The following is a 25,325-nucleotide window of genomic DNA, read 5'->3' as shown; positions in this document are numbered from 1 at the left end:
TAGGAAGAGAAGGCATTTCGCTTTCTCTTCTTTTTATGACAAAGTGTGCTGCGGAGGTGGCATATGATGAAAAAATGGCTCGCAGGGATCCTGCTTATTATGCTTGCCAGCTATATGGGATGGAATTTGTATCAAACATACAGCAAAAAAGAAGTGGGAATAGAAGAGGGACAGCAAGCTCCAGAATTCACTTTGAAAACGCTATCGGGAGAGAAAAGTTCCTTACAAGACACAAAAGGCAAAAAAGTCCTCCTCAATTTTTGGGCAACTTGGTGTAAACCGTGCCGGCAGGAAATGCCAGCGATGGAACAGCTGCAAAAAGAATACGCAGACGAACTTGCGGTTGTTGCTGTTAATTTCACTTCAGCTGAGAAAAGTGTGAAACAGGTTCAGGCGTTTGCTGATACGTATGAATTAACGTTTCCTATCCTGATTGATAAAAAAGGGATCAATGCTGACTATAACGTGATGTCATACCCAACGACGTATATCTTAGATGAAAAAGGCGTTATTCAAGATATACATATCGGCACCATGACAAAAAAAGAAATGGAACAAAAACTGGATCTTGATTAGATTCAGTTTTTTTTGTTCTGAATGCTTACAAATTTTCAGAATTGGAAAAAATAAATGAATATGCGGAGGTGAGAAGAGTGAAGAAGGTGAGAAAACGTTCTTTTCATGAGCTCGTCATGGAAAATAAAAAAGAGCTGATGACCAATACAGAGTATTTAAATCAGCTTGAGGAAAAGCTTGAACAGCGATTTAAGCAAAAATAACCTTAAATTTGTATTCATGTTTACCCCTCCTTTTGAGAATCCTATCTGTTGAGGAGGGATAAACATGGGAAACAACAAGAAAAACGGTCAGCCTCAATTTGCTCCAAGCCACTTGGGTACGAAGCCTGTAAAATATAGAGCCAATAAAGGGGAAAAAATGCAGGATAAGTCCGGACAGCAGCCGATCATCATGCAGACAAAAGGTGAGTAGCGCAAAATTGAGTATATTTCTAGGAGGTCCATCCAAATGACAAATAACCATAATCAATACCAGCACCCTAATCCTGATGATCGTTCTGATAACGTAGAAAAGCTGCAGGATATGGTTCAAAATACAATTGAAAACATGGAAGAAGCAGAAGCATCAATGGAGTTTGCTTCAGGAGAAGATAAGCAGCACATCAAAGAAAAAAATGCTAGACGCGAACAGAGTATCGAAGCGTTTCGCAATGAAATTCAAGACGAATCCGAAGCGAGACAAAACGGATACCGCTCTTAAAAACCAGGGAAACCTGGTTTTTTTCTTTCTGATTTGATTATGGTAAAATGGGGCTAAATTAAAGTTAAGGGAGCAGAATAATTTTGCAGGTATCAAAAAAAGAAATAGAAGTGCGTTATGCAGAGACAGATCAAATGGGGATTGTCTATCACGCGAATTATCTTGTATGGATGGAGGTCGGCAGAACGGCTCTCATAAAGGATTTAGGCTTTTTATACAGTGATATGGAAAAGAGGAGCGTCCTCTCACCAGTCGTTGATATCAATATATCCTATAAAAAGCCGCTTCATTATGGAGAAACCGCGGTTGTGCATACATGGATAGAGGACTACAACGGCTTTAAAACCGTCTATGGTTATCATATTTATAATCCGGCTGGTGAGCTTTCCATCGAAGCCACCTCATCTCATATTTGTGTGGATAAAGAAAACTTTAAGCCTATTCAGTTCCGCAAAGCTTTTCCTGATTGGCACGCAGCATATGAAAAGGCCAAAAAATAGGGAAGTGAACGAGATATGGCGTTTGGAGTGAAACGGGAAGAACTCAACCGGTGGAAACAAGCAGTGAAAAGAGGAGATATTGCATTTTTAACCCATTATTGGCTGGATGACCGGTTTCCAGAAGCAAAGACCGTGACAAAAGCCGGCTGTGCAGATATTGATAAACTGATTCAATGGGGAGCGGCGTACGGTTTAAAAAAAGAATGGATACATAAGAAAAGTGAATTTCCTCACTTTGATCTCCTGGGTGAGACACAAAAATATATTTTGGAACAAGAGAACCTGACCGATCATCTTAAAAGATTTCATTTGTAAAAAAAGGAACGCACATAACGTGCGTTCCTTTTTTATTGATATTCAAAAACAGGTTCGTCAGCATCCTCTGAATAGCTGACTAGAAGGTCATGGTTATCGAAGTACCATAGATCACTTTCTTCAATAAAGAAGGTAATGCCGCCGGCTTCTGCAGTGGCTCCAGCCTCTTGCGGGGCATCTTTCGCAACACCGAGGGAAAATCCCTTTTGAACGTTGCTGCAGCCGCCGTAGCGGACGAAAAAGCGAACCTGATCTCCGCTTTCTAAATCCAGCTCTTCTTTATACCAGTTCAGTGCGTCTTCGTTAATTGTCATATTCATAACAGAACACCCCTTTGTACTTCATTTGAATTTTCTCTATTATAAACGTATTAGGCTATTCTGTGTCAAAAGAGAAGGTTTTTACGTTTATAACCATTTCACTTTAGGTTCTGTTTTATTGATAATTCGTTTAATGTTCGCCCGGTGTCTGTATATCACAAAAATAGTGAGCAGGGTAACAACAATCAATAAATACCTATCATGGACAAAGAGACTATATATAACAGTATAGATCCCTGTTAACATTGATGACAGGGAAACAAATTTAGTCAAGTATAAAAAGATGAAAAATACCGCGATCATCGTGATAAATAACAGAGGTGCGTAAAATAGCAAAACGCCTCCAGACGTTGCCACGGCTTTACCGCCTTTAAATTTGGCGAATATAGGAAACACATGGCCTAAAACTGCAAAGACTCCAATAAGAAGCGGATGAATATCAACATGCATGAGATAAGGCAATGCAGTTGCCAGCGTTCCTTTCAAAATATCTCCGGCTATGACGACGGAACCAGCTTTTACGCCCAGCGTACGGAACGCGTTGGTTGCGCCTAGGTTGCCGCTTCCGTGTTCCCGAATATCAATTCCCTTGGCAAGCTTGCCCACAATTAAGCCAGATGGAATGCTGCCTATCAGGTAGGCCAAAATAATCAATAAAGCAATAAACATCTACATTTCTCCTTTTTCAAAGTCCCTTCTTTCTATTTTAACATGAGATGTCATGATCTGATGACAAGTTTTTTGTAAAGTTTGCTTACAAATCCACACAAACGTGCACCATATTTTGATTTTTTTCATTTTGATCGTGTAAAATAGATGAAAAAGGAGTGGTACAGATGCAAAACCCTTCCAAAGCGGAATTGAAAGAGATTCTTGATAGAAGCAAGCGAATAGCGGTAGTGGGGCTTTCGGACCGGCCGGATAGAACGTCACATATGGTTTCAAAAGCGATGCAGGATGCGGGCTATGATATCATTCCCGTCAATCCTACAATTGATGAAACTCTGGGTGTCAAAGCCGTTTCATCTTTAAAAGAGATTGATGGCCCAGTTGACATTGTCAATGTATTCCGGCGCTCAGAACAGCTGCCAAGCGTTGCGGAAGAGTTTTTGGAGACAGATGCTCCAGTATTTTGGGCACAGCAAGGGCTGGTCAACGAAGAAGCTTACAAGATGCTAAAGGAAAAAGACAGAACGGTTATCATGGATCTGTGTATAAAAGTGGCGCACGCAGTAACAAAATAGATGCAGAACCGCAAAAATCCTTGTGAATTCAAGGATTTTTGCTTTTTAATTTTAAGATATTGTTTGCGTATTACGGTGAAACAGATACAATAAAGCTTGAACAGCTTTTTTTGAACACCTTGTCCAGCTGGGTTTCGGCCGTTCGATTTGCGAAGGTCTGCTGCTTTATATATAATAAACAAACATACGTTCCCATTTCGTAAAAACAGCACTTTGCCCGATGTTTTGTGAACTGATTTGTTAGCTTTATGTTGCGATCACAAACATATTGGTTATAATGGGGAGTCCAAGGCAGTACCGGCTTAAGGCGAGGTTCATAAAAAATACTTTTTACAATTGATGCGCATCACTGAAAAAAGAGAAAGACAATGTTAGTTTTTGAAAGGGGTTTGTACGTTTGGCTAGAAAACAGCAATTTGATTACAACGAAGATGCCATTCAGGTGCTCGAAGGCCTAGAGGCCGTCAGGAAAAGGCCGGGTATGTATATTGGTTCTACTGACGCGCGGGGCCTGCACCACTTGGTTTATGAAATTGTAGATAACTCTGTCGACGAGGTGCTTGCCGGCCATGGAGATCACATTATCGTCAAAATACATAAAGACAACAGTATTTCTGTACAGGATAGAGGCCGCGGCATGCCGACCGGAATGCATAAGCTCGGCAAACCAACCCCTGAAGTGATTTTAACGGTGCTTCATGCCGGAGGAAAGTTCGGCCAAGGCGGTTATAAGACAAGCGGAGGGCTGCACGGAGTTGGTGCATCAGTCGTAAATGCTTTATCTGAATGGCTGACGGTTACCATTGAGCGGGACGGTTTCATTTATCAGCAGCGGTTTGAAAATGGAGGAAAACCGGTTACATCCCTCGAGAAGCTCGGCAAAACAAAAAAGACAGGAACGCTTACGCACTTTAAGCCAGATCCAACGATGTTCAGTGCAACAACTTATAATTTTGAAACGCTTTCTGAACGATTAAGAGAATCTGCGTTTTTGTTAAAAGGATTAAAAATTGAGCTGATTGATGAGCGGAATGACCAGCAGGAGGTCTTTTATTACGAGAACGGCATAGAAGCGTTTGTCGCTTACTTAAATGAGGAAAAAGACGTCTTGTCTGAAGTGGTCTCGTTTGAGGGCGAGCATCATTCAATAGAAGTGGACTTTGCGTTCCAGTTTAATGACGGCTATTCTGAAAACATTCTGTCATTTGTTAATAACGTCAGAACAAAAGACGGCGGTACTCATGAGTCAGGTGCAAAAACAGCGATGACACGCGCTTTTAATGAATATGCGAGAAAAGTGGCTTTGCTGAAAGAAAAGGATAAGAACCTTGAAGGCACTGATATAAGGGAAGGGCTTTCAGCCATTATCTCTGTTCGCATTCCCGAAGAGCTTCTTCAGTTTGAGGGACAAACAAAAGGGAAGCTCGGTACAAGCGAAGCGAGATCAGCAGTTGATGCGATTGTTTCAGAGCAGCTTGCTTACTTTTTAGAGGAAAACCGGGATACCGCAACGCTCCTTGTGAAAAAAGCAATCAAAGCGAGTCAGGCACGCGAAGCGGCACGCAAAGCCCGTGAAGAAGCAAGAAGCGGCAAAAAACGCAAAAAATCTGAAGCGACATTAAGTGGAAAGCTGACGCCTGCCGGTTCAAGAAACCCGGCAAAAAATGAATTGTATCTCGTTGAGGGCGATTCTGCAGGCGGATCAGCCAAGCAGGGAAGAGACCGCAGATTCCAAGCGGTTCTGCCTTTACGCGGTAAAGTCATTAATACGGAAAAAGCGAAACTTGCTGATATCTTTAAAAATGAAGAGATCAATACGATCATCCATGCGATCGGCGGCGGAGTCGGAGCGGATTTCTCAGTCGATGACATCAACTACGACAAAATCATCATTATGACCGATGCCGATACTGACGGCGCTCATATTCAAGTGCTGCTTCTCACCTTTTTCTATCGCTATATGAAGCCGCTCATTGAGCATGGCAAGGTGTTCATTGCACTGCCTCCTTTATATAAGGTCAGCAAAGGAAGCGGAAAAAAGGAAATCATTGAATATGCATGGTCTGATGAAGAGATGGATGATGTCTTGAAAAAAGTCGGCAAAGGATATACCATTCAGCGATATAAGGGACTCGGAGAGATGAACGCAGACCAGCTGTGGGAGACGACGATGAATCCGGAGTCCCGTACGCTTGTAAGGGTCAAAATCGACGATGCGGCACGCGTAGAGAGACGTGTCACGACGTTAATGGGAGACAAAGTGGAGCCGCGCAGAAAGTGGATTGAGAAAAACGTCGCTTTCGGCTTAGATGAAGAAAGCAATATTTTAGAAAATGAAAACTTATCGGTCGCTGAGGAGGTTTAATGATTGTCACAGCCAGAATTATTTCATGATTTACCATTAGAAGAGGTGATCGGGGACCGTTTTGGGCGCTATAGTAAATATATTATTCAAGACAGGGCGCTTCCTGATGCAAGAGACGGCTTAAAGCCGGTACAGCGCAGAATTCTGTATGCGATGCATACAGATGGAAATACGTTTGATAAAAACTTCAGAAAAGCGGCCAAAACAGTCGGTAACGTTATAGGTAACTATCATCCGCACGGTGACAGTTCGGTTTACGAAGCAATGGTGCGGATGAGCCAGGATTGGAAAGTGCGAAATGTGTTGATCGAAATGCATGGGAACAACGGAAGCATCGATGGAGATCCACCGGCAGCCATGCGTTATACAGAGGCGCGATTATCTCCGATCGCATCTGAGCTTCTTCGGGATATTGACAAAAATACGGTTGAATTTGTGCCGAACTTCGATGATACAAGCAAGGAGCCTGTCGTACTCCCGGCGATGTTCCCTAACCTATTGGTCAACGGATCTACCGGGATATCAGCGGGATATGCGACTGACATTCCCCCTCATCATCTCGGAGAAGTCATTGATGCTGTTATTAAACGCATCCAAATGCCATCTTGTTCTGTTGATGAACTCATGGAAGTTATAAAAGGGCCTGACTTTCCGACAGGCGGTGTTATTCAAGGTGTTGACGGCATAAGAAAAGCTTACGAAACCGGAAAAGGAAAAATCATTATCCGTGGAAAAGCTGAAATAGAAGGAATCAGAGGCGGACGTGAACAAATCGTCATTACTGAAATTCCATATGAAGTAAACAAAGCCAACCTTGTGAAAAAAATGGACGAGTTCCGCATTGATAAAAAGGTTGAGGGCATCTCAGAGGTTCGCGATGAAACGGACCGAACAGGGCTGAGAGTGGTTATTGAACTGAAAAAAGAAGCGGATGCCAAAGGCATTTTGAATTTCTTATATAAAAATACCGATTTGCAGATCACATATAACTTTAATATGGTGGCTATTCATAACCGCCGTCCGATGCTGATGAGTCTGCCGGCTATTTTAGATGCATATATCGGCCACCAAAAAGAAGTCGTCACAAACCGTTCCGTTTACGAGCTTCAAAAAGCAAAAGACAGGCATCACATCGTAGAAGGTCTCATGAAAGCTTTGTCCATTTTGGATGAAGTCATTGCAACAATCCGTTCTTCAAGCGACAAACGTGACGCTAAAAACAATTTGATAGCGAAATATGAATTTACAGAGCCTCAGGCTGAAGCGATCGTATCATTGCAGCTATACCGTTTAACCAATACAGATATCACAGCGCTGAAGGAAGAGGCTGAAGAGCTAGATGAAAAAATTGAAGAGCTCGAATCCATTCTGAGCAATGATAAAAAGCTGTTAAAAGTGATCACAAACAGCTTAAAAGCACTGAAAAAGAAATATGCAGACACAAGACGCTCTGTGATTGAAGAAAAAATTGAGGAAATTAAAATTAACCTTGAAGTCATGGTTGCCTCTGAAGATGTATATGTGACCGTTACGAAGGATGGTTACTTAAAACGGACGAGCCAGCGCTCATATGCCGCTTCCAACGGTCAGGATTTCGGAATGAAGGATACGGATAGAATACTGCATCAGTTTGAAATGAATACGACAGATGTGCTGCTGCTCTTTACGAACAAAGGAAGCTATATCTATTGCCCGGTTCACCAGCTGCCTGATATCAGATGGAAGGACATGGGCCAGCATTTTTCAAATGTGATTAGTATTGATGGTGATGAAACGATTGTAAAGGCCTTACCGATAAAAGAATTTGATCCAGCAGCGTATCTATTGTTCTTTACGAAAAACGGAATGGTGAAAAAGACAGAGCTCACCCATTATAAAGCTCAGCGTTATTCTAAAGCGCTCGTGGCATTAAATTTGAAGGGTGAAGATGAACTGATCGATGTACATGTGACAAATGGGGAAAGCCAGATCTTTATGGCCACTCACCTTGGATACGCCCTATGGTTTGGAGAGGACGAAGTAAATGTAGTTGGTGCGCGTGCGGCAGGTGTCAAAGGGATTAACTTAAAAGAAGATGACTTTGTGGTCTCCGGAGAGATCCTTCAAGAATCTGATTCAATTGTATTGTTCACACAGCGGGGAGCGGTAAAACGCATGATTCTCGCCGAGTTTGAAAAAACGTCCCGTGCAAAACGCGGTGTCGTGATGCTAAGGGAACTGAAGAAAAATCCTCACCGTGTCGTATCAGTGTTCGCTTGTCGTCTTGATCAACGACTTATGGCGGAAACAGAAAAAGGCGACAGAAAAGAACTGCAGGCAAAAGACTTGCGGACAAACGACAGATACAGCAATGGCTCTTTCTTTATTGATGAAGAGGAATCAGGCAAGGTCACAGCTGTTTGGCGCCTTCAAACAGAGCAATAATATAAAACCCGCTCACATTATGCGAGCGGGTTTCGTTTGTTTTTCAATTAGCTTTCATGACTGGTGAAAAGATCTGTAAAGGCATGAACAAATTCGATTCCTTGCCATACAAATAAATTCAGCGCTGTGAAAGAAAATAAGCCTATAATCACCATTCTTAAGATAAACAACATGTTTAACAGCCTCCTCATATTTTCGTTATATAATCGGGTGATGTTGAACATGAAGTTTGCCAAAATAAGACGATTGATAAAATTTGGCTAGTATAAAGCTTTTTTTCCGCTGGCGCCTGCGGGAGTATCCCGTATCTTTGCTTTCAGCGGTCAGAAGCCGAACAGCCATTGCCCATAAAGCAGTCAGCGCAAATGCTCCTGTGATGGATTTCTTCTCATCATCAGCATTTTGGCCGGCTTTCATCTCATGCAATTCCTGCTGGTCGGCTACGGCTTTATAATGATGGCCGATATCAAAGGCGTGGGGAATTGAGAACAAATGAAAACTGGCAATCGCCAAGAATAAGATGGACGCTTTCAGTATCGTTACTTTTTTCAAATGATCTCCCCCTCCTTTAATATTACTGAATATTTTTATAATAATACCCTAACCCATTCCGAAAGTAAACCTGATTTATTAAATTTAAAAATAAAGTTTACTTTGTTAAGTATATATCTTTTTGCTTATTTTTGAAAGAGCAACTTCATTTATTAGTGTATGTATACCCGGTCTGAGACGTGAATAAAAACATATTTTAAATGATATGTTTGTTGTTTAGGATTTATGTCTTTATTTATCAGAGAAATTCTTAATTTTCAAAAGAGAATACGATTTTTAATGAAAGCTTATAAGAAGTAATTTTTTATTCATAGGAAAATAATAGAGAGAGGGAGCGAAGGAGTGAGTATCAATCGAGGACAATAATCTTAACGAAAAAACTTCCTAATTCGACATATTGTGATATAATAAGACTTAGCATGTTAAAAAATCTAACATCAAATTTGAAATTACTATGAATTGATGAATACGGGAGGTCAATATGGAGTCTTTTTTCAACAGCTTAATCAATATTCCAAGTGATTTTATCTGGAAATATTTATTTTATATTTTAGTAGGGCTTGGGTTATTTTTTACACTTCGTTTTGGTTTTATCCAATTCCGTTATTTTATTGAAATGTTCAGAATAGTGGGAGAGAAGCCTGACGGAAATAAAGGCGTTTCATCTATGCAAGCATTCTTTATTTCAGCCGCATCCCGAGTCGGTACAGGGAATTTGACGGGTGTTGCCTTAGCAATTGCGACAGGCGGACCGGGCGCTGTCTTTTGGATGTGGGTTGTAGCTGCTGTAGGTATGGCTTCAAGCTTTGTTGAGAGCACGTTAGCACAGCTTTATAAAGTGAAGGACGGAGACGATTTCCGCGGCGGACCGGCCTACTATATTCAAAAAGGCCTTGGAGTCAGATGGCTCGGCATCGTATTCGCTGTCTTGATTACCGTATCATTCGGTTTAATTTTTAACGCTGTTCAATCCAATACAATTGCAGGAGCGTTAGAAGGCGCTTTTCATGTGAACAAAACGGTTGTGGCGATTGTTCTTGCTGTTTTAACGGCCTTTATTATCTTCGGCGGTTTAAAACGTGTTGTCGCTGTGACACAATTGATTGTTCCAGTCATGGCTGGGCTTTATATTCTCATTGCTCTTTATGTTGTATTCACAAATATTTCTGCATTCCCAAGCGTTATTGCGATCATTGTTAAAAACGCTTTAGGAATTGAACAAGTTGTCGGCGGAGGACTGGGAGCGATCATCGTCATTGGTGCACAGCGCGGACTTTTCTCTAACGAAGCAGGAATGGGTAGCGCGCCAAACGCTGCTGCTACTGCTCATGTTTCGCATCCGGCAAAGCAAGGCTTTATTCAGACATTAGGCGTGTTTTTCGATACATTTATCGTATGTACGTCCACAGCGTTTATCATTTTACTGTACAGTGTAACACCAAAAGGTGACGGCATCCAGGTTACACAGGCTGCTCTGAGCCACCATATTGGAGGGTGGGCTCCTAGTTTCATAGCTATCGCAATGTTCTTGTTCGCCTTTAGTTCAGTTGTCGGAAACTACTATTATGGTGAGACAAACATTGAATTTATTAAAACAAGCAAAACATGGCTGAACATTTACCGTATCGCGGTTATTGCTATGGTTGTCTTTGGGTGTGTAGCAGGGTTCCAGATTGTTTGGGATATGGCGGACCTCTTTATGGGGATTATGGCGTTGATTAACTTAATTGTGATAACGCTCTTGTCAAACGTAGCTTACAAAGTGTATAAAGATTACGCGAATCAGCGTAAACAAGGACTTGACCCTGTATTTAAATCGAAAAACATCCCGGGTCTTAAAAACACTGAAACTTGGGAAGATGAGAAACAAGAAGCATAAAAACACGGCTGCATTCACTTCAATGAATGCAGCTTTTTATTTGCCTGAAAGAAGCGGAATATTTTGATTTAATAAAATAATAATGTGTAAAGTCCTGATTATACACTTTTATCATTGATCCACATGTATTAGCTTGTATCTGAAACAACACAAAAAGAGAAATTAGACAGGCTTTTAAGCCGGCTAAAAACAAGAAATTAGGTTGATAGACAAACATAAGAAAGCTTTTTACAATGAGTTCGTGGTATAAAAGCGAAAGGGAGGAGAGCGGTGAGTTACTAGGCATATTTTTTACATATTGATTTGAAGGAGGAAGAATATCATATATGAAACGTTCAGTCTCTATCTTAACCGTATGTTTATTCATTGCATTACTAGCGACCTGCGGCTTGGCGGCTCCAGAAGCATCTGCAGCAGGGGCAAAGACACCGGTATCTATAAATGGCCAGCTTAGCATAAAAGGTACACAGCTAGTCAATCAAGACGGCAAAACAGTGCAGTTGAAGGGGATAAGCTCCCACGGATTGCAATGGTTTGGCGATTTTGTCAATAAAGATAGCTTAAAATGGCTAAGAGACGATTGGGGCATTACGGTTTTCCGAGCGGCGATGTATACGGCAGACGGCGGTTATATTGATAATCCGTCTGTGAAAAACAAAGTAAAAGAAGCGGTTGAAGCGGCAAAAGAGCTTGGGATATATGTCATCATTGACTGGCATATCTTAAATGACGGCAACCCAAATCAAAATAAAGAGAAGGCAAAAGAATTCTTCAAGGAAATGTCAAGCCTTTACGGAAACACGCCAAACGTTATTTATGAAATTGCGAATGAACCAAACGGCGATGTGAACTGGAAGCGTGATATTAAACCGTATGCTGAAGAAGTAAGTTCCGTTATCCGTAAAAACGATCCCGACAACATCATCATTGTCGGTACCGGTACATGGAGCCAGGATGTGAATGATGCTGCAGATGATCAGCTTGCGGATAAGAATATCATGTACGCGCTTCATTTTTATGCCGGCACACATGGCCAGTTTTTACGGGATAAGGCAAACTATGCCCTCAGCAAAGGAGCGCCTATTTTTGTGACGGAATGGGGGACAAGCGATGCTTCTGGAAATGGCGGAGTATTCCTTGACCAGTCAAGGGAATGGCTGAATTATCTCGACAGCAAGAACATCAGCTGGGTCAACTGGAATCTTTCTGATAAGCAGGAATCGTCTTCAGCTTTAAAGCCGGGAGCATCTAAAACAGGCGGCTGGCCGTTGTCAGATTTATCGTCTTCAGGAACATTTGTAAGAGAAAGCATTCTCGGTACCAAAGATTCGACGAAGGACAGCCCTGAAACGCCGGTTCAAGATCAACCTACACAGGAAAAGAGCATCTCTGTGCAATCCAGAGCAGGGGATGGAAGTGTGAACGGAAACCAGATCCGCCCGCAGCTTCACATCAAAAATAACGGCAACCCCACGGTTGATTTAAAAGATGTCACTGTCCGTTACTGGTATAACGCGAAAAACAAAGGCCAAAACTTTGACTGTGACTACGCGAAGATCGGATGCGGCAATGTGACTCACAAGTTTGTGAGGTTGCATAAACCTAAGAAAGGCGCAGATACCTATCTGGAACTAGGATTTAAAACCGGAACGCTGTCAACCGGAGCAAGCACAGGGGATATTCAGCTTCGTCTTCACAATGATGACTGGAGCAATTATGCACAAAGCGAGGATTATTCCTTTTTTCAATCAAATACGTTTAAAACAACGAAAAAAATCACATTATATAATCACGGAAAACTGATTTGGGGGACAGAGCCCAAATAGTTCAGCTTTTGGCGGGCATCAGCAATGATGTCCGTTTTTAGCATCTTAAACAGCAAAACCAAAACGAGGAGGATTACGTTGTGGATGACATATTGAAACAGTATATGGTGCTGTTCAAACATATGAATGATGTGATAAACGGCCCGGACTATCCGGGTAAGGAAAAAGATATTCAAAATCAAAAAGAACAGATCGAACCTTACGAGACACAGCTGCAGCGACATTTTTCTACGGATTATGACTACGATGAATTTGCTGATTCAGCTATTAAATGTGCATATGGCGATATGACGCTGGAAGATTTAGAAGCCGTTTATTATGAATTAACAACACCATTTTATGATTGAGTTTTAAGAAGCGTAAAATTTCATTTTCTGTCTCACCAACTTAAGTATACTTTGATATTGAGACGGGAAATGATTTATTTTGTTTACTTCCTAGAATATATATTATGTAAACTAATAAAACGAAAACAGACAGCAGTTGTTTTTCATGCTCATCTTCTGTACTAGAAGGTAAATGTGGATCCATTCTTGAAGTTAGACCTTCTATTTTTTTGTCGTAAGTGAAGCTGATACTTCCCTAGATAATTTAAAAGCCCATGTTCACTTACTTTCTTCTCGCACTCATTCTGTAGTGTAATATTAAAAAACCTCTACGTCCTTAATAAATTAAATTGGTCATAGGTCATAAAGGTTTTTCAGTTTGAGTATTTTAATTTGTCTCATTCATTCCATTTCATTTTTCTCAAGTGCTTTTTTTAAATAATTATTATAAAAGTTTTTAGACATAACAAACAGCTAACTCTTTGACATGCTTTATCAGCAACCTCTCGATTATGTCACTTGTTGCTGGTCTTCTTGATCAAGTCCACGCCATCGTATGCCAGACTTTCCACACTTGCAGCCTTCTGCAGTATGTAATGATCAAAAAAGTTCTTCGTATAGTCTGTAACAAGATTTCGCATCTCCATAGCATCCCGTTCGCCTCTGAGTTCCTCATTAACACTGGTAAACACGATGTCGCAGTAATCTAAATGCGCAACACGATCAACAGAGAAATAATAGGTTTCCATGCTATTGTTAGCGCCAATTATCGCATTCATGTTATAGTTAGGCTCACAAAACAGTAGCAAGAAGGGTTTCTTAAGGTCGCTGTCGAGAAGGCCGAACGCACCGCTATCCAAGCCAATCCCGCAGGCAAACCGATCGTCTTCCCGGCAAACAATCGCCGTCGTAGGCCCTCCATAAGAATGTCCGACTATGCCCATGCCGATGTCAAGCAACAATCTGCCCTTAAAGATGGAATTCAGTTCTCCAGAGTCCAGTTTGTAAAGATAATCGGCTACATACCTTACATCTTCTGCCTGTAATTCACTATACTCTGTTAACTTGGAAAGTATCGGCAGTGTAAGCACGTTATGGCACATCTCAATGGCAGTTTCATCGTCAGGCCGCATCTCCATCTTACCAGCCAACGCCAGCATCTCCGGATCTTCAGAAAACGCCATAATGACATCCGAAAAATCCTTTGATACATTAAACAGGCGCCCATCTTTACGCTTATACATCGTGCTATTCTGATGGCCGATGCTTACCACAACATATCCGATGCTTGCCAAGTCTGTACAGATCACTGTACCCCATTCTGGAGAACCACCCCCGCCGCAAACATAGAATAACACCGGATAGCGCTTTTCCTTCCCGGAGAGAGCAAGGTCGTCGTAACACTGGGTCTTGATATCTATAGAGAAAACATCCTTCCCTTTAAGATACGCAGTGACAAGTGGCTGCTCATTAAACATCTCGTAGACTTCAGGAAACATGTACGTTGATGTAGTCTTACCTTCGCTACTGTCGGACGGATAGTACACAAACGCCGTCAGTTCTCTTTTAGAGTGATCTGATGCCGTGTACTCAAAATCCATCTGGGTTCGGCCGACAGTATAATCGCCAATGGGTTCCGGAAATGCGTCATAAGTTTTCATTCTCTTGTTCCCCCTTAATTAATAAAAGTGGCTAATGTGAAATACATACATTGCGCTTTAAGCACTTTTCAAAACTGTTTTAGGGTCTGTTTCAACAAGAACCCAAAAATCGTATTCTAGATCATTCCTTTTTAGTTTAGGACTATATGATTCCCAATAATTATTTCCGAACTTGCTGCTTCTTTTAATGTTAATGGGCGAATACATGTACACACCTCTTTTAACAAGATATTTCTATAAAATTTCGCCAAGGTTCTACAATACCCTTCTATAATTATTCATAATGTCTCAGTAATTGTGCATCAGTCGTTCAGAATGGATCCAGTTTTACTTTCCTAAATAATAATGAATCCACTTTTACTTTCTGTAAAGAGAACATAAAAGTGGATTCATTAAATGATAAAATACTTATTTGACTAGTGTTTACAACGCTTAAAAACGCTTCATAACTAGAGTTTATGAAACCTTTTCTTGATTTTGAGGTTTCGACCTACGGCCTTTACCTTGACAAGTTGATGTCTCTCGCGTTTAAAACGGCTTCAAAGTGACGCACGACACGAAAAAAGCGATTTTCTGATCAGAAAATCGCTTAAATTCAGACATTCTATTGAAAATGAGACTTGATCAGCACCCTTTGCCTTAGTACCCTTAACGATTTGCGACAAATGTTGTCACGCTTTGAGCTGGAAGATGGGCCCAAAAATGATTGTCCGTTACATTGAGATTCGTTCCAGGTTGAAGATTGCTGCTTCCGCTCGTGATCCATCTAGATACCTGAGAAGCAGAACCATTCTGCAACACAAAGTTTTGGTTGACCCCTGTGTTGCTTTTGTTAATGGCAACAATAACGACCTTGTTGTCACCTTTATAGGCCGACACGTAAACGTTCGCATTAGGATTTTTCGTTGCATCAACCCTTATATAGCCGGGGCGCACAAACTTCGAGAAATGAGCCATATTGTAACCGCGTTTGCTGATTGTACCGTCCTCTTTCATAGGACCGTAAGATCTGCGGATGTACCACCAAACATAAGCTTGAAAATCTCCCTCCACCATTGAATGGTGAATATGCTCTGAAACGCCTAATGCCTCAGGCCAGCGATCCGCTGAATTGTTGTCACTGTTTGGATAGTATACTTCCGTCATCCATAGCTCTTTCCCTGCTCCTTTTTGTTTGAAAAGAGGATAAGGAAACTGACTGACCTGAGTACCGTACAGGTGAGTTCCGAGAATATCCATGTTCCTAAGCGCCTGTGGATTGTTCAAAATGGGGTCCGATATATTTTTCAGGTATTGAAATGATTCTGGTGCAATGACACGTGCATTAATGGAACCGGCATTTTCTCTCATGAAACGAAGTATTTCTTGTGGCGTCCACCACGTCCATTCGTGTGCATAATCAGGCTCGTTTTGTACAGAAATCGCATAAAGATTCACGCCATTATTCTTCATGTAGGTAACAAAATCGTTAAGATGCTGCGCGTATGCGGCGTATTTATCGTATCTTAGCCGTTTAGCTGATGCGTTACCATTACGATTGAAGGTTTCAACCATATCGCTTGGAGGATTCCAGGGAGAAGCAAAAACGATTGCTCCATGTTTGATTGCACTCTTTGCAGTCTCCACTTCTCTGTACCAATTATTTCTATTTTCATCTATATGAATTCTTAAAATTGAAAAGCCTAACTGATTCTGTCCATTGCCAAAAGCGGTTTCTCTTTGAGCAGCTGTCAAATCTCCAATCCAAGCCGGGTGGTTCATTCCTCCAAAACCGCGAATCACTTGTTTTTCTGCAGATAAATTAATTGTTACATCACTTGCTGCCAAAACTTCAGTAGCACCTGGCCCGGCTAACATGACTGACAGCATAGTGAAACATACCAATAATAAACAAATTGGTTTTTTTACGCATGACATCATTTTTACCTCTCCTTTATATGTCTTTTTCTGTCTCCCTTTTATATTGCAAACAAAAGATTTTTATCTCTTTTGAAACAACCCTTTGCTTTATGCGGTATAACAAACTTTTCATTACTAAACCCGTTATAATTACCTGAACACTTTTTTCGCCCAAGTCGCACGCGCATTAGAGTTGACTTATCCGATCAATGGGGGCTGCTCCGGTGTTGGTCAGTTCTGCCCCCTTCTCGTTTCTTAAGCGGTGCCATTACAGGCGCTATCGTTGCGTAAACTGCCAGTAATCAAAATTAAACAAGTTTCCTGTACCTGTTCCGGTAAATACAAAGAATACTTTGTGCACACCGGTTGCGCCGCTTACCGCAGTTTCTATTTCTCTCCAGGTTTGCGCTCCACCTGTGGAAGGTACATTCAGGGTTCCTGCAAGCTTACCGTTTGCGCTATCAAGACGCACTTCTATTTTTCCGCCAATAGTGGATGCTACATTTGCTTTAAACGTCCTGGCACCGCCCGCCCCGAAGTCTGCATTTCCTACAGCAATCCAATCTCCGTTATGAATGTTTGTTACATTTTGATTATTTACCGGCCCGCCGGGTGCTGAGGATTTCTCGGTCAAAATGCGTCCATTCCAGGCAAACGTTTCAGCTTCTACCCGGTTATATGGATTCAAATTGGAAAGCTGTGTTACGCCTGCATAATTTGCCGCAACCTCTTGAAGGGATCCATCTGCATTATGCACCAGCTTATTAATATGAGGAGAACGGTATCCTTTGCCGGCCCCGAACAGAGCGGAACTGACAGTTTGAGCATGGTACACCACATACCACTCGTTTTTTAAACTGAAAACAGCATGATGGTTGTTTCCGCCCCCTCCGAAAAATGCACCCGGATTTTTCAGGAAGTGCCCTCTATACGTAAAGGGACCCATGGGTCTTGAGCTGGTCATATAGCCGATCTCACCTGGGGGCTTATCGGCCGGATGCGTGCCCCCGAAATTGATGCAATAGGAATAATAATATTTTCCGTTATACTTATGCATTCCTGAATCTTCAAACATAAAAGGCGCATCAATCGTAGATGCACTTCCAACAACACTGGTCATATCAGGTCCCAATTTCATGACTCTTGCTGTTTTAGGATTGGCCCATTGCCCCTGCGTTGGATTTGAACCGCCAGGGATGCCTCCGCCTGCATACAGGTAACCGGTACCGTCGTCATCTACGAATACTGCCGGATCAAAAAGCCACACAACACCGGACATTCCTGGTGTACTTGGCGTTACCAACGCTTTTCCGATTGGATCGGTCCATGGGCCAATCGGACTGTCTGCGGTGAGAACCCCGATACCTCCGCCGCCGTTGGCGAAATAAAGGAAGAATTTATCCTTGCCATTGATCTTTTTAACTGCGACTGACGGAGCCCAGGACGCACCTGCCCATTTCGCAATCCCTCGGCCGCCATTGGCCCCATTGGCACCTGCTACCGGAATGGCTCCGTGGTCTGTCCAGTTCACCATATCCGCTGAAGATATGACGAATACTCTATTCAAATTTGCAAATGAATTATCCTTAATCGTTCCGTTGCTATTATATTCATAGTCATCACTTGACATATAGATGTAGACTCTTCCGTTATAGGTCAGCGCAAACGGATCTGCCCCCAAATGATGGTCTATAAGCGGGTTTGAATTCCCAACATGTTTTGCAATTGTAGTACTGGCAGCAAAAGCAGACTCCCCAAATAAGCAACTCAATAATAAAGCAAGAACCCATAAACATACGCTACACTTTTTACTCATAACTTAACACTCCTCCTTTTTCTTTAAAATGGGGGTCTTTTAACATTTGAGGACAAATTGTAGACCGGCAGCAAAAGCAGACTCCGCAGATAAGCAACTTAATAATAAAGCAAGAACCCATAAACATACGCTACACTTTTTTCTAATAACTTGACATCCTTCTTTTTCCTTAAAATGGAGGTTGTTTTTTACCATTTGATGACAACTGGTCATGAAGAACGCATAAATTGGACGATTTCTAGAGTAAGCCTTACAAACACAGGAGTATTACTCTCGCTTTTTTAATAAAAAACGCCGCTGACTGCCAGGCCAGCGGCGTTTTACACTTGATCATTTACATTTTGTCAAACTTTGCGTCTCCCGCAAACGACCCCATTGACAGTACACGTCATATTTTGTCATCCTTCTGTGAACAAAGTTTTCAGCACAAAAGAACAGCCGTTCAGAGCGGCTGTTTTTTTCAAGAGCATAAGAACTATTGAGCGGTATTCCCGCCGTCCATGACTACGGCCTGACCTTTGGCGCCTTTTGCTTTGTCGCTGGTCAAGCAGCGATCTCTTTCTCCTTCCCTGACAGTAGCCGTTTTTGGGGAACGACCAGGAAGATGACGTCCTCAAGAACGCGTTCATACGGCGCGAATGTCCTTCAGCTGATTGCGGATCCCATTTTGCAGAAGCTTCCGGGCGGTTGCGTGTCCTTTCTCTGCCATAGCTGTTTGATGTACGGCAATCGGGTAAAGTGCGGATCGTTTTGATCGGTTCATTAGCGCTTTTAAAGCTGAAACTGCCCTCTTGAATGCGAGAAGCCACTATGTAATAAGCCATTCACCCCTTCCTGTAAACCGCTGTAAGTGATGAGCCGTTCTCCGCCGGAAATGTGTTGTCCTCTTTGTGGGGGCGTCCTGGGAAGCTCTCGTATGTTTCTTCCTGCATCACATTCCCCTCCTTTCTCATCTTGAAAAATAATGCTAACTAAAATGTTTATTAACACTTATACAGAATATTAAAGTTCCTAGCAAAATGTTAACTTAATGAATCTGCTAGGCCTCATTACTTTTTCATGTTTTGTTCATATTTTAGTAATTGTTTATTCAACACTGTCCGCTAAAGTAATTCATATCAACAAATATGACAGCCATCCGTATCTTTTATGAAGGGAGGTCAAAACCGGGTGCCGTTATGCTGAAAGAAAAAATAAAAACATTAGGCCGTTTTTGCACTGTGGGCGTAGGTAATACGCTGATAGATTTTGGTGTCTTCTTTCTTCTCACCGCTTGTCATGTCCCTTATCTGCCGGCGCAGATATGCTCCTATTCGGCAGGCATCATCAACAGCTATGTGTGGAACCGGAGTTGGACGTTTCGTGTAAAACGTAAGGCTGGGTGGAAAGAGATCGTGCGCTTTTTCATGATTAATATTGCCGCGTCGGGGATTACCTTTTTGCTGCTTTATTTGTTTCAAAAAGTCGGCTGTTCGCTTTTGGTGAGTAAGCTCGCCGCCACTATCGGCGGAATGATGATGAATTTTATCGGAAACCGAATCTGGGTATTTGGAGATTCGCTGAAAAACATACAGGATCAGGAGTGAAGATGAATGAGAAAAAAAGTGAGAAAAGCGGTCATTCCCGCAGCGGGTTTAGGAACGAGATTTCTGCCGGCGACAAAGGCGCAGCCGAAAGAAATGCTCCCGATTGTCGACAAACCAGCAATTCAATACATTGTAGAAGAAGCCGTAGAGTCAGGAATTGAAGATATACTGATTATTACAGGGAGAAACAAACGCTCAATTGAAGATCATTTTGACCGATCGGCGGAATTGGAATTCAATCTGCGGGAAAAAGGCAAGACGGAGACGCTTAAGGAAATGCAGCAGATTGCCGATTTGGCCAATATTCATTATATCCGCCAGAAAGAACCGCTTGGATTAGGTCATGCGGTGCTGTGTGCGGAGCATTTTATCGGAGATGAGTCTTTTGCCGTCCTATTAGGCGATGATATTATGATGTCTGAAACACCCGCTCTTCGGCAATTAATGGATGTATACGATGTTTATGGCACAGAAGTTGTCGGTGTACAGTTAGTTCTCCCTGAGGATGTCAGCAAATATGGTATTATCAATACATCAAGATCTCAAGGGCATGTGTATGAGGTAAAAGATTTAGTGGAAAAGCCTTCTCTTGAAGAAGCGCCTTCGGAAATCGCCGTGATGGGACGTTATGTGCTGAATTCTTCGATCTTCCCCGTTTTAAAGTCCATTGGCAGAGGCGCGGGCAACGAAATTCAGCTTACAGATGCGCTTCGTGAGGTTTGCCGTCAGCAGCGGATCCATGCCCGGCTGCTGAAAGGAAAACGATATGACATTGGCGATAAATTGGGCTGTTTTAAAGCAAGCACCGAAATCGGCTTAATGCGTCCTGAAATGAGATCTCAGCTTTTAGCTTATTTAGAAGAAGTGCTCAAACGGGAAACAAAAGAAGTGCTGCGATAAAAAATTTGTAACCATCTTGCTCGTCAATCAGTCATATAATAGTGAAAAAGATAAGGACAGGTTGTGAAGAATGTGGGCAGTTTGATAAGCGAAATTTTAACTTGGCTAACGAATATGGGATATGCGGGCATTGCAATTGGTTTGATGATCGAAATCATACCGAGTGAAATTGTATTGGCCTATGGCGGCTATATGGTATCGGAAGGCACGATTGGATTTATTGGCGCCATTATTGCGGGTGTTATCGGAGGCACCATTGCCCAGATCTTTATTTATTGGATCGGTCGCTATGGCGGCAGACCGTTTTTGGACAAATACGGGAAGTACTTATTGATTAAAAAGCATCATATTGATATGTCAGAAAACTGGTTTCAAAAGTACGGCACGGGGGTTGTCTTCTCGGCACGTTTTATACCGGTTGTCAGACATGCGATATCCATCCCCGCAGGCATTGCCAAAATGCCGTTTTCCAAATTTGTGGTCCTGACTGTACTCGCGATCATTCCGTGGTCTATCCTGTTTGTTTATTTAGGCATTCAGCTCGGAAGCCAGTGGGATGATGTTGAGAACATTGCGGGCACTTATACAACACCGATTATGATACTGGCTATTGTCGTGATTGCCCTTTATTTTGTGATTAAAAAACGCACAGCCATTTTTAAACGATAGCTGGCGGATATGCATAGGGATGATTGATGCACCCCTATGCATATTTTTTTATCTGCGCTGTTGGTTTGCCAGCTTCAAGTGCTCCGCTAAAAATGCAACAAATACTTCATCACGCACGAGCGATGCGGCATAATTTCTTTTCATAAACCATTCTGCTTCTTCAAAAGATGTGAATGTTTCATCCTGTGTTTCCCCGTTAATTTGGATATTCCACTCGTTGTCTAAAGGAAACAGAAAAAATCTCATTTGTGCGCGATTTTCATATAATGATCCGTTGGCAGACCCCTTTAGGTTATAGAAGTTACGGAAAGCATCCGGCCTGACAGGATCAATTCGAAATGCTTCAGCAACAAACAATTCGTATACTTCGTCGGTTATAGAACAGCCGGATGCCTTTGCATGTCCTCCGCCTCCGTATCGGCCGGCGATTTCTGACACATCGATGTCATCGTGAATGGTGCGCAGGCTGACTCGTTTTGACCCCATGCTTAAAATCGCAATGTAATCAAGATGCGGATTTTCTTTTCCAAGCCTGTTTCCAAGCTCTGAATGGTACGATTCTGCGTGAACGATGCCCGTACAGTGTTCGTGAACAAAGGTTTGCACCAATTCCCTTTTCTTCCTGCGGAGGTAGCGCTCGATTTTTTCGTCTTCTAAATCAAGCAGCTTTTCTTCAAATTCATCAAAGAAAAATTCATCATGCGCAGAAAGACGCTGAATCATTTTTTTTACAAATTCATCGATTGACAGCAAAAAGAAAAGGTCATTAAGCCGCTTCGCCTGTTTTTGATCGTACCGTTCCCATTCCCATGTATCATATTGGCGGACGAGTTCTGTGAATTGATCTAAGGCATTTGTCGGTTTCATGAAGCCATTTTTAACGAGATAGTCATATAACAGCGATGTGGCCGATGAAAGCCGTCCATCATCGTATTCCACTTGGACAAATCCCCATTCATGCTCATTTAAATGAAGAGCTGTTTTATGATGGTCAATCAGCTTCACTTTTCCGCCCGCTTGAACATACTCATTCAATCTCTCTTCGTTTTCTTCGTTAACGGCGAGATCGGTGATGAATAACGCGTCTTGTCTGTTGTTCTCTTTCGCTTTTTCTAAAAAGAGCTGCACCTGAGCGTTTAAGCCGTTGACAGAGTTATATCGGATCTCCACATCTTTCCCGAAAGCCAATTTTGCTACGATTCCGCACCCTACTCCGTCCAAGTCGTTATGTGAATATAAATGATACATAATGTAGGCCCCTTTTTATGATGAACTGATAATTGCCGCTAGTGAGGCAGCCTTTATTTACTATTCTAAAAAACATAGCGTTTTATGCAAAGTTGATTAGTTAACATAATGTGATTATTGTTAATAAATAAAAGGAGCGCTTTTTGCGCTCCACCCTCATTCCTTGCTTTTTTACACCGGATAAACCGGATGCTTTCGATTGGTAAATGTCATTTCCTTTGTCATATATGCCTTGAGCCGTTTGGCCAGTTCATCACGCAGCGAATTGGCTGGAATGACGGCATCGATGATCATCTCTGAAGCCAGGCGGTATATATTGATGTCCTCTTTGTATTCCTCCCGTTTGCTGCTGATAAATGGCACCCTCTCTTCTTTCGGCAGCTCGGCGATTTTTTTCGCGTAGACGGCGTTTACAGCTGCTTCTGGGCCCATGACTGCGATTTGGGCGGTTGGGAGCGCCAAGCAGCAATCCGGTTCAAATGCCGGCCCTGCCATAGCGTACAACCCTGCTCCATACGCTTTTCGAACAATGACAGAGAGCTTGGGAACCGTTGCCTCTGACATCGCTGAAATCATTTTTGCCCCGTGCCTGATAATACCCGCTTGTTCTACCTTTGTGCCGATCATAAAGCCGGGAATATCTGCTAAGAACAGCAATGGGATATGAAACGCGTCACATAAGGTAATAAATTTAGCCGCTTTGTCTGTTGAATCATGGAATAATACGCCGCCTTTTACCTTCGGCTGGTTTGCAACAATACCGACAGGCTGTCCGTGAATTCGTGCGAGGGCCGTTATTATTTCCGGTGCGAATAAAGTTTTGATTTCAAAAAATGAGTCTTCATCAATGACCCGCTCTATCAGCTCATGCATATCAAATGGCGCATTTTGGTTCTGCGGAATGACGTCGGCAAGCGGGCTGTCGAAGTGTTTTGGCGGGCGTTTATCCTGAATGGGCGCTTTAGCTTGATAATTAGCCGGAAAGTACGATAAATAAGCCCGTGCCAGACGTATGGCTTCTTCTTCAGTGTCTGCAAGAATATCTCCGCACCCTGAGATTGAGCAATGCATACGGGCGCCGCCCATTTCTTCGAGAGACACTTTTTCGCCAATGACCATTTCCGCCATCCTTGGTGAGCCTAAATACATGGAGGCGTTACCGTCTACCATGACGACAATGTCACAAAAGGCCGGGATATAAGCGCCTCCTGCGGCAGACGGTCCGAATAGCAGGCAGATTTGCGGAATGCGTCCTGATAATTTGACTTGATTGTAAAAAATCCTTCCCGCGCCGCGTCTCCCTGGAAATACATTGATTTGGTCGGTGATTCTGGCGCCTGCCGAATCGACTAAATAAAGGAGCGGACAGTTTAATTTTTCCGCTGTTTCTTGGATTCTGATGATTTTTTCAACGGTTTTCGCTCCCCATGAGCCTGCTTTTACCGTTGAGTCATTGGCCATGGCGCAAACGGTTTGGCCGCCGATTTTGCCGATGGCTGTTATGACTCCGTCAGCGGGAAGCCCGTCTGACATGCATTCCGCAAAAAAAGCGTCTTCAAGCTCAATGTCATCGTCAAACAAAAGAGCAAGCCGTTCTCTGACAAAGAGCTTGCCTTTTTCTTGGTTGCTCTGATGATACTTTTTCGCCCCGCCTTGTCGTATCCGATCGGCCCGTTCTGTTCGTTCCTTTTCATAATCCATGAGCATTGCCTCCCTTTTATATTCCCTTGTATACGGCCCGTCTTTTTTCTTGAAACGCCTGAAGTCCTTCTCTTCTGTCTTTTGTCGGAATGGTATGTTCATATGCTTTTTGTTCAATCGCCAGACCTGTAGCGAGATCTGTCTCCAATCCTTTATTGATTGCGAATTTAGCTTGACGGACAGCGATTGGCCCGTTGGCAGAAATGGCTGCGGCCAGTTCCTCTGCTTTTGGCATGAGGTTACAGGGAACCGTGACATGCTCTACAAGGCTTATTTCCTTTGCTTCGTGTGCAGTTACGCGTCTGCCTGTATAAATTAATTCTTTTGCTTTTCCCCTGCCAATCAGCCGCGGGAGCCTTTGGGTTCCTCCAGCACCTGGGATAATGGCTAACCCTGTTTCCGGAAGGCCCAGCACGGCAGATTCAGCTGCGATTCGAAGGTCGCATGCCAATGACAATTCAAGACCGCCGCCCAATGCGCTTCCGTTTATCGCAGCTATAACCGGCTGCGGCAGGGCTTCAAGCAAAGCCGCGGTTCTTTGAATGAGTGATACACTTTCAAGAACCTGATCTTCTTTCAGCTTTAGCCGTTCTTTTAAGTCTGCCCCCGCGCAAAACGCTTTTTCGCCGGTACCTGTGAGGATGACGCAGCGGATGTTTGCATTGAATTCAATTTCCTGAAGAATCACATGCAGGTTTTTGAGCATATCCGCTGAAAGAGCATTTGCCGCCTGAGGCCTATTTAAAGTGATCACGGCAATGTGATCGTTTTGAACGGTAAAAAGAATAGATTCTTCCATTGTATTTGTCCTCTCTT

The 25,325-nt window shown here is 42.6% G+C and carries 25 protein-coding genes and 2 pseudogenes; 15 read left to right on the top strand and 12 right to left on the bottom strand.

Annotated features, from left to right (window positions below; translation table 11 throughout):
• The first annotated feature begins 63 nt into the window (after nt 1-63).
• The 6 genes from V6D41_RS04770 (at nt 64) to V6D41_RS04745 (ending at nt 2,093) form a co-directional block, all read left to right on the top strand.
• Nucleotides 64-576: a redoxin domain-containing protein gene (locus V6D41_RS04770; protein WP_333517455.1), complete on the top strand. Its 513-nt coding sequence runs from the start codon at nt 64-66 to the stop codon at nt 574-576.
• Between the two features lie 77 nt (nt 577-653).
• The gene (locus tag V6D41_RS04765) at nt 654-779 is read left to right on the top strand and encodes an FbpB family small basic protein (protein WP_333517454.1); all 126 of its coding nucleotides are present in this window, start codon (nt 654-656) and stop codon (nt 777-779) included.
• Between the two features lie 64 nt (nt 780-843).
• Nucleotides 844-990: an acid-soluble spore protein N gene (locus tag V6D41_RS04760; RefSeq protein ID WP_010328560.1), complete on the top strand. Its 147-nt coding sequence runs from the start codon at nt 844-846 to the stop codon at nt 988-990.
• Nucleotides 991-1,026: 36 nt separating this feature from the next.
• A complete protein-coding gene (tlp, locus tag V6D41_RS04755; RefSeq protein ID WP_148961709.1) occupies nt 1,027-1,278 on the top strand; it encodes a small acid-soluble spore protein Tlp in 252 nt (83 codons plus the stop codon).
• A gap of 83 nt (nt 1,279-1,361) precedes the next feature.
• Entirely contained in the window at nt 1,362-1,778 is a 417-nt protein-coding gene (locus V6D41_RS04750) for a YbgC/FadM family acyl-CoA thioesterase (RefSeq protein WP_333517453.1), read from the top strand.
• 15 nt (nt 1,779-1,793) lie between these two features.
• Nucleotides 1,794-2,093, top strand: a complete 300-nt coding sequence (locus V6D41_RS04745; protein WP_039074078.1) for a hypothetical protein — start codon at nt 1,794-1,796, stop codon at nt 2,091-2,093.
• Between the two features lie 32 nt (nt 2,094-2,125).
• On the opposite strand, the gene V6D41_RS04740 is transcribed toward V6D41_RS04745, so the two are convergent.
• Both V6D41_RS04740 and plsY read right to left on the bottom strand, forming a co-directional pair.
• Complete coding sequence (locus V6D41_RS04740) at nt 2,126-2,413, bottom strand: HesB/YadR/YfhF family protein (protein ID WP_087991417.1); 288 nt, start codon at nt 2,411-2,413, stop codon at nt 2,126-2,128.
• Between the two features lie 87 nt (nt 2,414-2,500).
• Complete coding sequence (gene plsY / locus V6D41_RS04735; protein WP_253269127.1) at nt 2,501-3,082, bottom strand: glycerol-3-phosphate 1-O-acyltransferase PlsY; 582 nt, start codon at nt 3,080-3,082, stop codon at nt 2,501-2,503.
• 167 nt (nt 3,083-3,249) lie between these two features.
• Here plsY and V6D41_RS04730 point away from each other — a divergent pair, with 167 nt between their 5' ends.
• The 3 genes from V6D41_RS04730 to parC all read left to right on the top strand — a co-directional run bounded on the left by V6D41_RS04730 (nt 3,250) and on the right by parC (nt 8,446).
• Complete coding sequence (locus V6D41_RS04730) at nt 3,250-3,657, top strand: CoA-binding protein (protein WP_333517452.1); 408 nt, start codon at nt 3,250-3,252, stop codon at nt 3,655-3,657.
• A gap of 397 nt (nt 3,658-4,054) precedes the next feature.
• On the top strand, nt 4,055-6,022 hold the full coding sequence (parE, locus tag V6D41_RS04725; RefSeq protein ID WP_333517451.1) for a DNA topoisomerase IV subunit B: 1,968 nt from the start codon (nt 4,055-4,057) through the stop codon (nt 6,020-6,022).
• A 3-nt stretch (nt 6,023-6,025) separates the two neighbouring features.
• Nucleotides 6,026-8,446, top strand: coding sequence for a DNA topoisomerase IV subunit A (gene parC, locus V6D41_RS04720; RefSeq protein WP_333517450.1), 2,421 nt, complete (start codon nt 6,026-6,028; stop codon nt 8,444-8,446).
• Nucleotides 8,447-8,493: 47 nt separating this feature from the next.
• Here parC and V6D41_RS04715 read toward each other — a convergent pair whose 3' ends face one another.
• Both V6D41_RS04715 and V6D41_RS04710 read right to left on the bottom strand, forming a co-directional pair.
• The gene (locus V6D41_RS04715) at nt 8,494-8,619 is read right to left on the bottom strand and encodes a hypothetical protein (RefSeq protein WP_333517449.1); all 126 of its coding nucleotides are present in this window, start codon (nt 8,617-8,619) and stop codon (nt 8,494-8,496) included.
• A 25-nt stretch (nt 8,620-8,644) separates the two neighbouring features.
• Nucleotides 8,645-8,998, bottom strand: coding sequence for a hypothetical protein (locus tag V6D41_RS04710; protein ID WP_148961704.1), 354 nt, complete (start codon nt 8,996-8,998; stop codon nt 8,645-8,647).
• A 481-nt stretch (nt 8,999-9,479) separates the two neighbouring features.
• On the opposite strand from V6D41_RS04710, the gene V6D41_RS04705 reads away from it, so the two are divergent.
• The 3 genes from V6D41_RS04705 (at nt 9,480) to V6D41_RS04695 (ending at nt 13,050) form a co-directional block, all read left to right on the top strand.
• Nucleotides 9,480-10,877, top strand: a complete 1,398-nt coding sequence (locus tag V6D41_RS04705; protein WP_333517448.1) for an alanine/glycine:cation symporter family protein — start codon at nt 9,480-9,482, stop codon at nt 10,875-10,877.
• Nucleotides 10,878-11,203: 326 nt separating this feature from the next.
• Nucleotides 11,204-12,703, top strand: coding sequence for a cellulase family glycosylhydrolase (locus V6D41_RS04700; RefSeq protein ID WP_333517447.1), 1,500 nt, complete (start codon nt 11,204-11,206; stop codon nt 12,701-12,703).
• A gap of 80 nt (nt 12,704-12,783) precedes the next feature.
• Nucleotides 12,784-13,050, top strand: coding sequence for a YnfE family protein (locus V6D41_RS04695; protein ID WP_148961701.1), 267 nt, complete (start codon nt 12,784-12,786; stop codon nt 13,048-13,050).
• Between the two features lie 494 nt (nt 13,051-13,544).
• Here the strand turns inward: V6D41_RS04695 and V6D41_RS04690 are convergent, their stop codons facing one another.
• The 5 genes and pseudogenes from V6D41_RS04690 to V6D41_RS04670 form a co-directional block, all read right to left on the bottom strand.
• Nucleotides 13,545-14,690 carry an alpha/beta hydrolase gene (locus V6D41_RS04690; protein WP_333517446.1) on the bottom strand — a complete coding sequence of 382 codons (1,146 nt, stop codon included), beginning with the start codon at nt 14,688-14,690 and terminating at the stop codon, nt 13,545-13,547.
• 648 nt (nt 14,691-15,338) lie between these two features.
• Complete coding sequence (locus V6D41_RS04685; RefSeq protein WP_333517445.1) at nt 15,339-16,610, bottom strand: glucuronoxylanase; 1,272 nt, start codon at nt 16,608-16,610, stop codon at nt 15,339-15,341.
• Between the two features lie 256 nt (nt 16,611-16,866).
• On the bottom strand, nt 16,867-18,405 hold the full coding sequence (gene xynD / locus V6D41_RS04680) for an alpha-L-arabinofuranosidase (protein WP_333517444.1): 1,539 nt from the start codon (nt 18,403-18,405) through the stop codon (nt 16,867-16,869).
• Between the two features lie 475 nt (nt 18,406-18,880).
• A pseudogene (locus V6D41_RS04675) lies at nt 18,881-19,038 on the bottom strand (3-hydroxybutyrate dehydrogenase); the annotation flags it as partial.
• Between the two features lie 34 nt (nt 19,039-19,072).
• Nucleotides 19,073-19,323: pseudogene (locus V6D41_RS04670) on the bottom strand (6-carboxyhexanoate--CoA ligase); the annotation flags it as partial.
• Nucleotides 19,324-19,532: 209 nt separating this feature from the next.
• Here V6D41_RS04670 and V6D41_RS04665 point away from each other — a divergent pair.
• The 3 genes from V6D41_RS04665 (at nt 19,533) to V6D41_RS04655 (ending at nt 21,560) form a co-directional block, all read left to right on the top strand.
• Nucleotides 19,533-19,991, top strand: a complete 459-nt coding sequence (locus V6D41_RS04665) for a GtrA family protein (protein ID WP_333517443.1) — start codon at nt 19,533-19,535, stop codon at nt 19,989-19,991.
• A gap of 6 nt (nt 19,992-19,997) precedes the next feature.
• Entirely contained in the window at nt 19,998-20,891 is an 894-nt protein-coding gene (galU, locus tag V6D41_RS04660) for a UTP--glucose-1-phosphate uridylyltransferase GalU (protein ID WP_333517442.1), read from the top strand.
• A gap of 72 nt (nt 20,892-20,963) precedes the next feature.
• Nucleotides 20,964-21,560: a DedA family protein gene (locus V6D41_RS04655; RefSeq protein ID WP_148961693.1), complete on the top strand. Its 597-nt coding sequence runs from the start codon at nt 20,964-20,966 to the stop codon at nt 21,558-21,560.
• A gap of 48 nt (nt 21,561-21,608) precedes the next feature.
• Here V6D41_RS04655 and nrnB read toward each other — a convergent pair whose 3' ends face one another.
• From nrnB to V6D41_RS04640, 3 genes are all read right to left on the bottom strand, one after another.
• Complete coding sequence (gene nrnB / locus V6D41_RS04650; RefSeq protein ID WP_333517441.1) at nt 21,609-22,808, bottom strand: oligoribonuclease NrnB; 1,200 nt, start codon at nt 22,806-22,808, stop codon at nt 21,609-21,611.
• Between the two features lie 171 nt (nt 22,809-22,979).
• Nucleotides 22,980-24,515, bottom strand: coding sequence for an acyl-CoA carboxylase subunit beta (locus V6D41_RS04645; RefSeq protein WP_333517440.1), 1,536 nt, complete (start codon nt 24,513-24,515; stop codon nt 22,980-22,982).
• Nucleotides 24,516-24,525: 10 nt separating this feature from the next.
• Complete coding sequence (locus V6D41_RS04640) at nt 24,526-25,308, bottom strand: enoyl-CoA hydratase (RefSeq protein ID WP_333517439.1); 783 nt, start codon at nt 25,306-25,308, stop codon at nt 24,526-24,528.
• Between the last annotated feature and the right edge of the window lie 17 nt (nt 25,309-25,325).

It is taken from the genome of Bacillus sp. 0102A (assembly GCF_036765155.1).
In the GTDB taxonomy this organism is placed as follows: domain Bacteria; phylum Bacillota; class Bacilli; order Bacillales; family Bacillaceae; genus Bacillus; species Bacillus subtilis_G.
This window is presented reverse-complemented; position numbering and strand designations above follow the sequence as displayed.

What these genes read in the sequence shown, in the direction of transcription:
- V6D41_RS04700 (WP_333517447.1), top strand. Translation starts at nt 11,204, where the DNA reads ATGAAACGTTCAGTCTCTATCTTAACCGTATGTTTATTCATTGCATTA.
- V6D41_RS04705 (WP_333517448.1), top strand. Translation starts at nt 9,480, where the DNA reads ATGGAGTCTTTTTTCAACAGCTTAATCAATATTCCAAGTGATTTTATC.
- tlp (WP_148961709.1), top strand. Translation starts at nt 1,027, where the DNA reads ATGACAAATAACCATAATCAATACCAGCACCCTAATCCTGATGATCGT.
- V6D41_RS04665 (WP_333517443.1), top strand. Translation starts at nt 19,533, where the DNA reads ATGACAGCCATCCGTATCTTTTATGAAGGGAGGTCAAAACCGGGTGCC.
- V6D41_RS04760 (WP_010328560.1), top strand. Translation starts at nt 844, where the DNA reads ATGGGAAACAACAAGAAAAACGGTCAGCCTCAATTTGCTCCAAGCCAC.
- V6D41_RS04645 (WP_333517440.1), bottom strand. Translation starts at nt 24,515, where the DNA reads ATGCTCATGGATTATGAAAAGGAACGAACAGAACGGGCCGATCGGATA.
- galU (WP_333517442.1), top strand. Translation starts at nt 19,998, where the DNA reads ATGAGAAAAAAAGTGAGAAAAGCGGTCATTCCCGCAGCGGGTTTAGGA.
- V6D41_RS04685 (WP_333517445.1), bottom strand. Translation starts at nt 16,610, where the DNA reads ATGATGTCATGCGTAAAAAAACCAATTTGTTTATTATTGGTATGTTTC.
- xynD (WP_333517444.1), bottom strand. Translation starts at nt 18,405, where the DNA reads ATGAGTAAAAAGTGTAGCGTATGTTTATGGGTTCTTGCTTTATTATTG.
- V6D41_RS04770 (WP_333517455.1), top strand. Translation starts at nt 64, where the DNA reads ATGATGAAAAAATGGCTCGCAGGGATCCTGCTTATTATGCTTGCCAGC.
- plsY (WP_253269127.1), bottom strand. Translation starts at nt 3,082, where the DNA reads ATGTTTATTGCTTTATTGATTATTTTGGCCTACCTGATAGGCAGCATT.
- V6D41_RS04730 (WP_333517452.1), top strand. Translation starts at nt 3,250, where the DNA reads ATGCAAAACCCTTCCAAAGCGGAATTGAAAGAGATTCTTGATAGAAGC.
- V6D41_RS04640 (WP_333517439.1), bottom strand. Translation starts at nt 25,308, where the DNA reads ATGGAAGAATCTATTCTTTTTACCGTTCAAAACGATCACATTGCCGTG.
- nrnB (WP_333517441.1), bottom strand. Translation starts at nt 22,808, where the DNA reads ATGTATCATTTATATTCACATAACGACTTGGACGGAGTAGGGTGCGGA.
- V6D41_RS04715 (WP_333517449.1), bottom strand. Translation starts at nt 8,619, where the DNA reads ATGTTGTTTATCTTAAGAATGGTGATTATAGGCTTATTTTCTTTCACA.
- V6D41_RS04745 (WP_039074078.1), top strand. Translation starts at nt 1,794, where the DNA reads ATGGCGTTTGGAGTGAAACGGGAAGAACTCAACCGGTGGAAACAAGCA.
- V6D41_RS04690 (WP_333517446.1), bottom strand. Translation starts at nt 14,690, where the DNA reads ATGAAAACTTATGACGCATTTCCGGAACCCATTGGCGATTATACTGTC.
- V6D41_RS04740 (WP_087991417.1), bottom strand. Translation starts at nt 2,413, where the DNA reads ATGAATATGACAATTAACGAAGACGCACTGAACTGGTATAAAGAAGAG.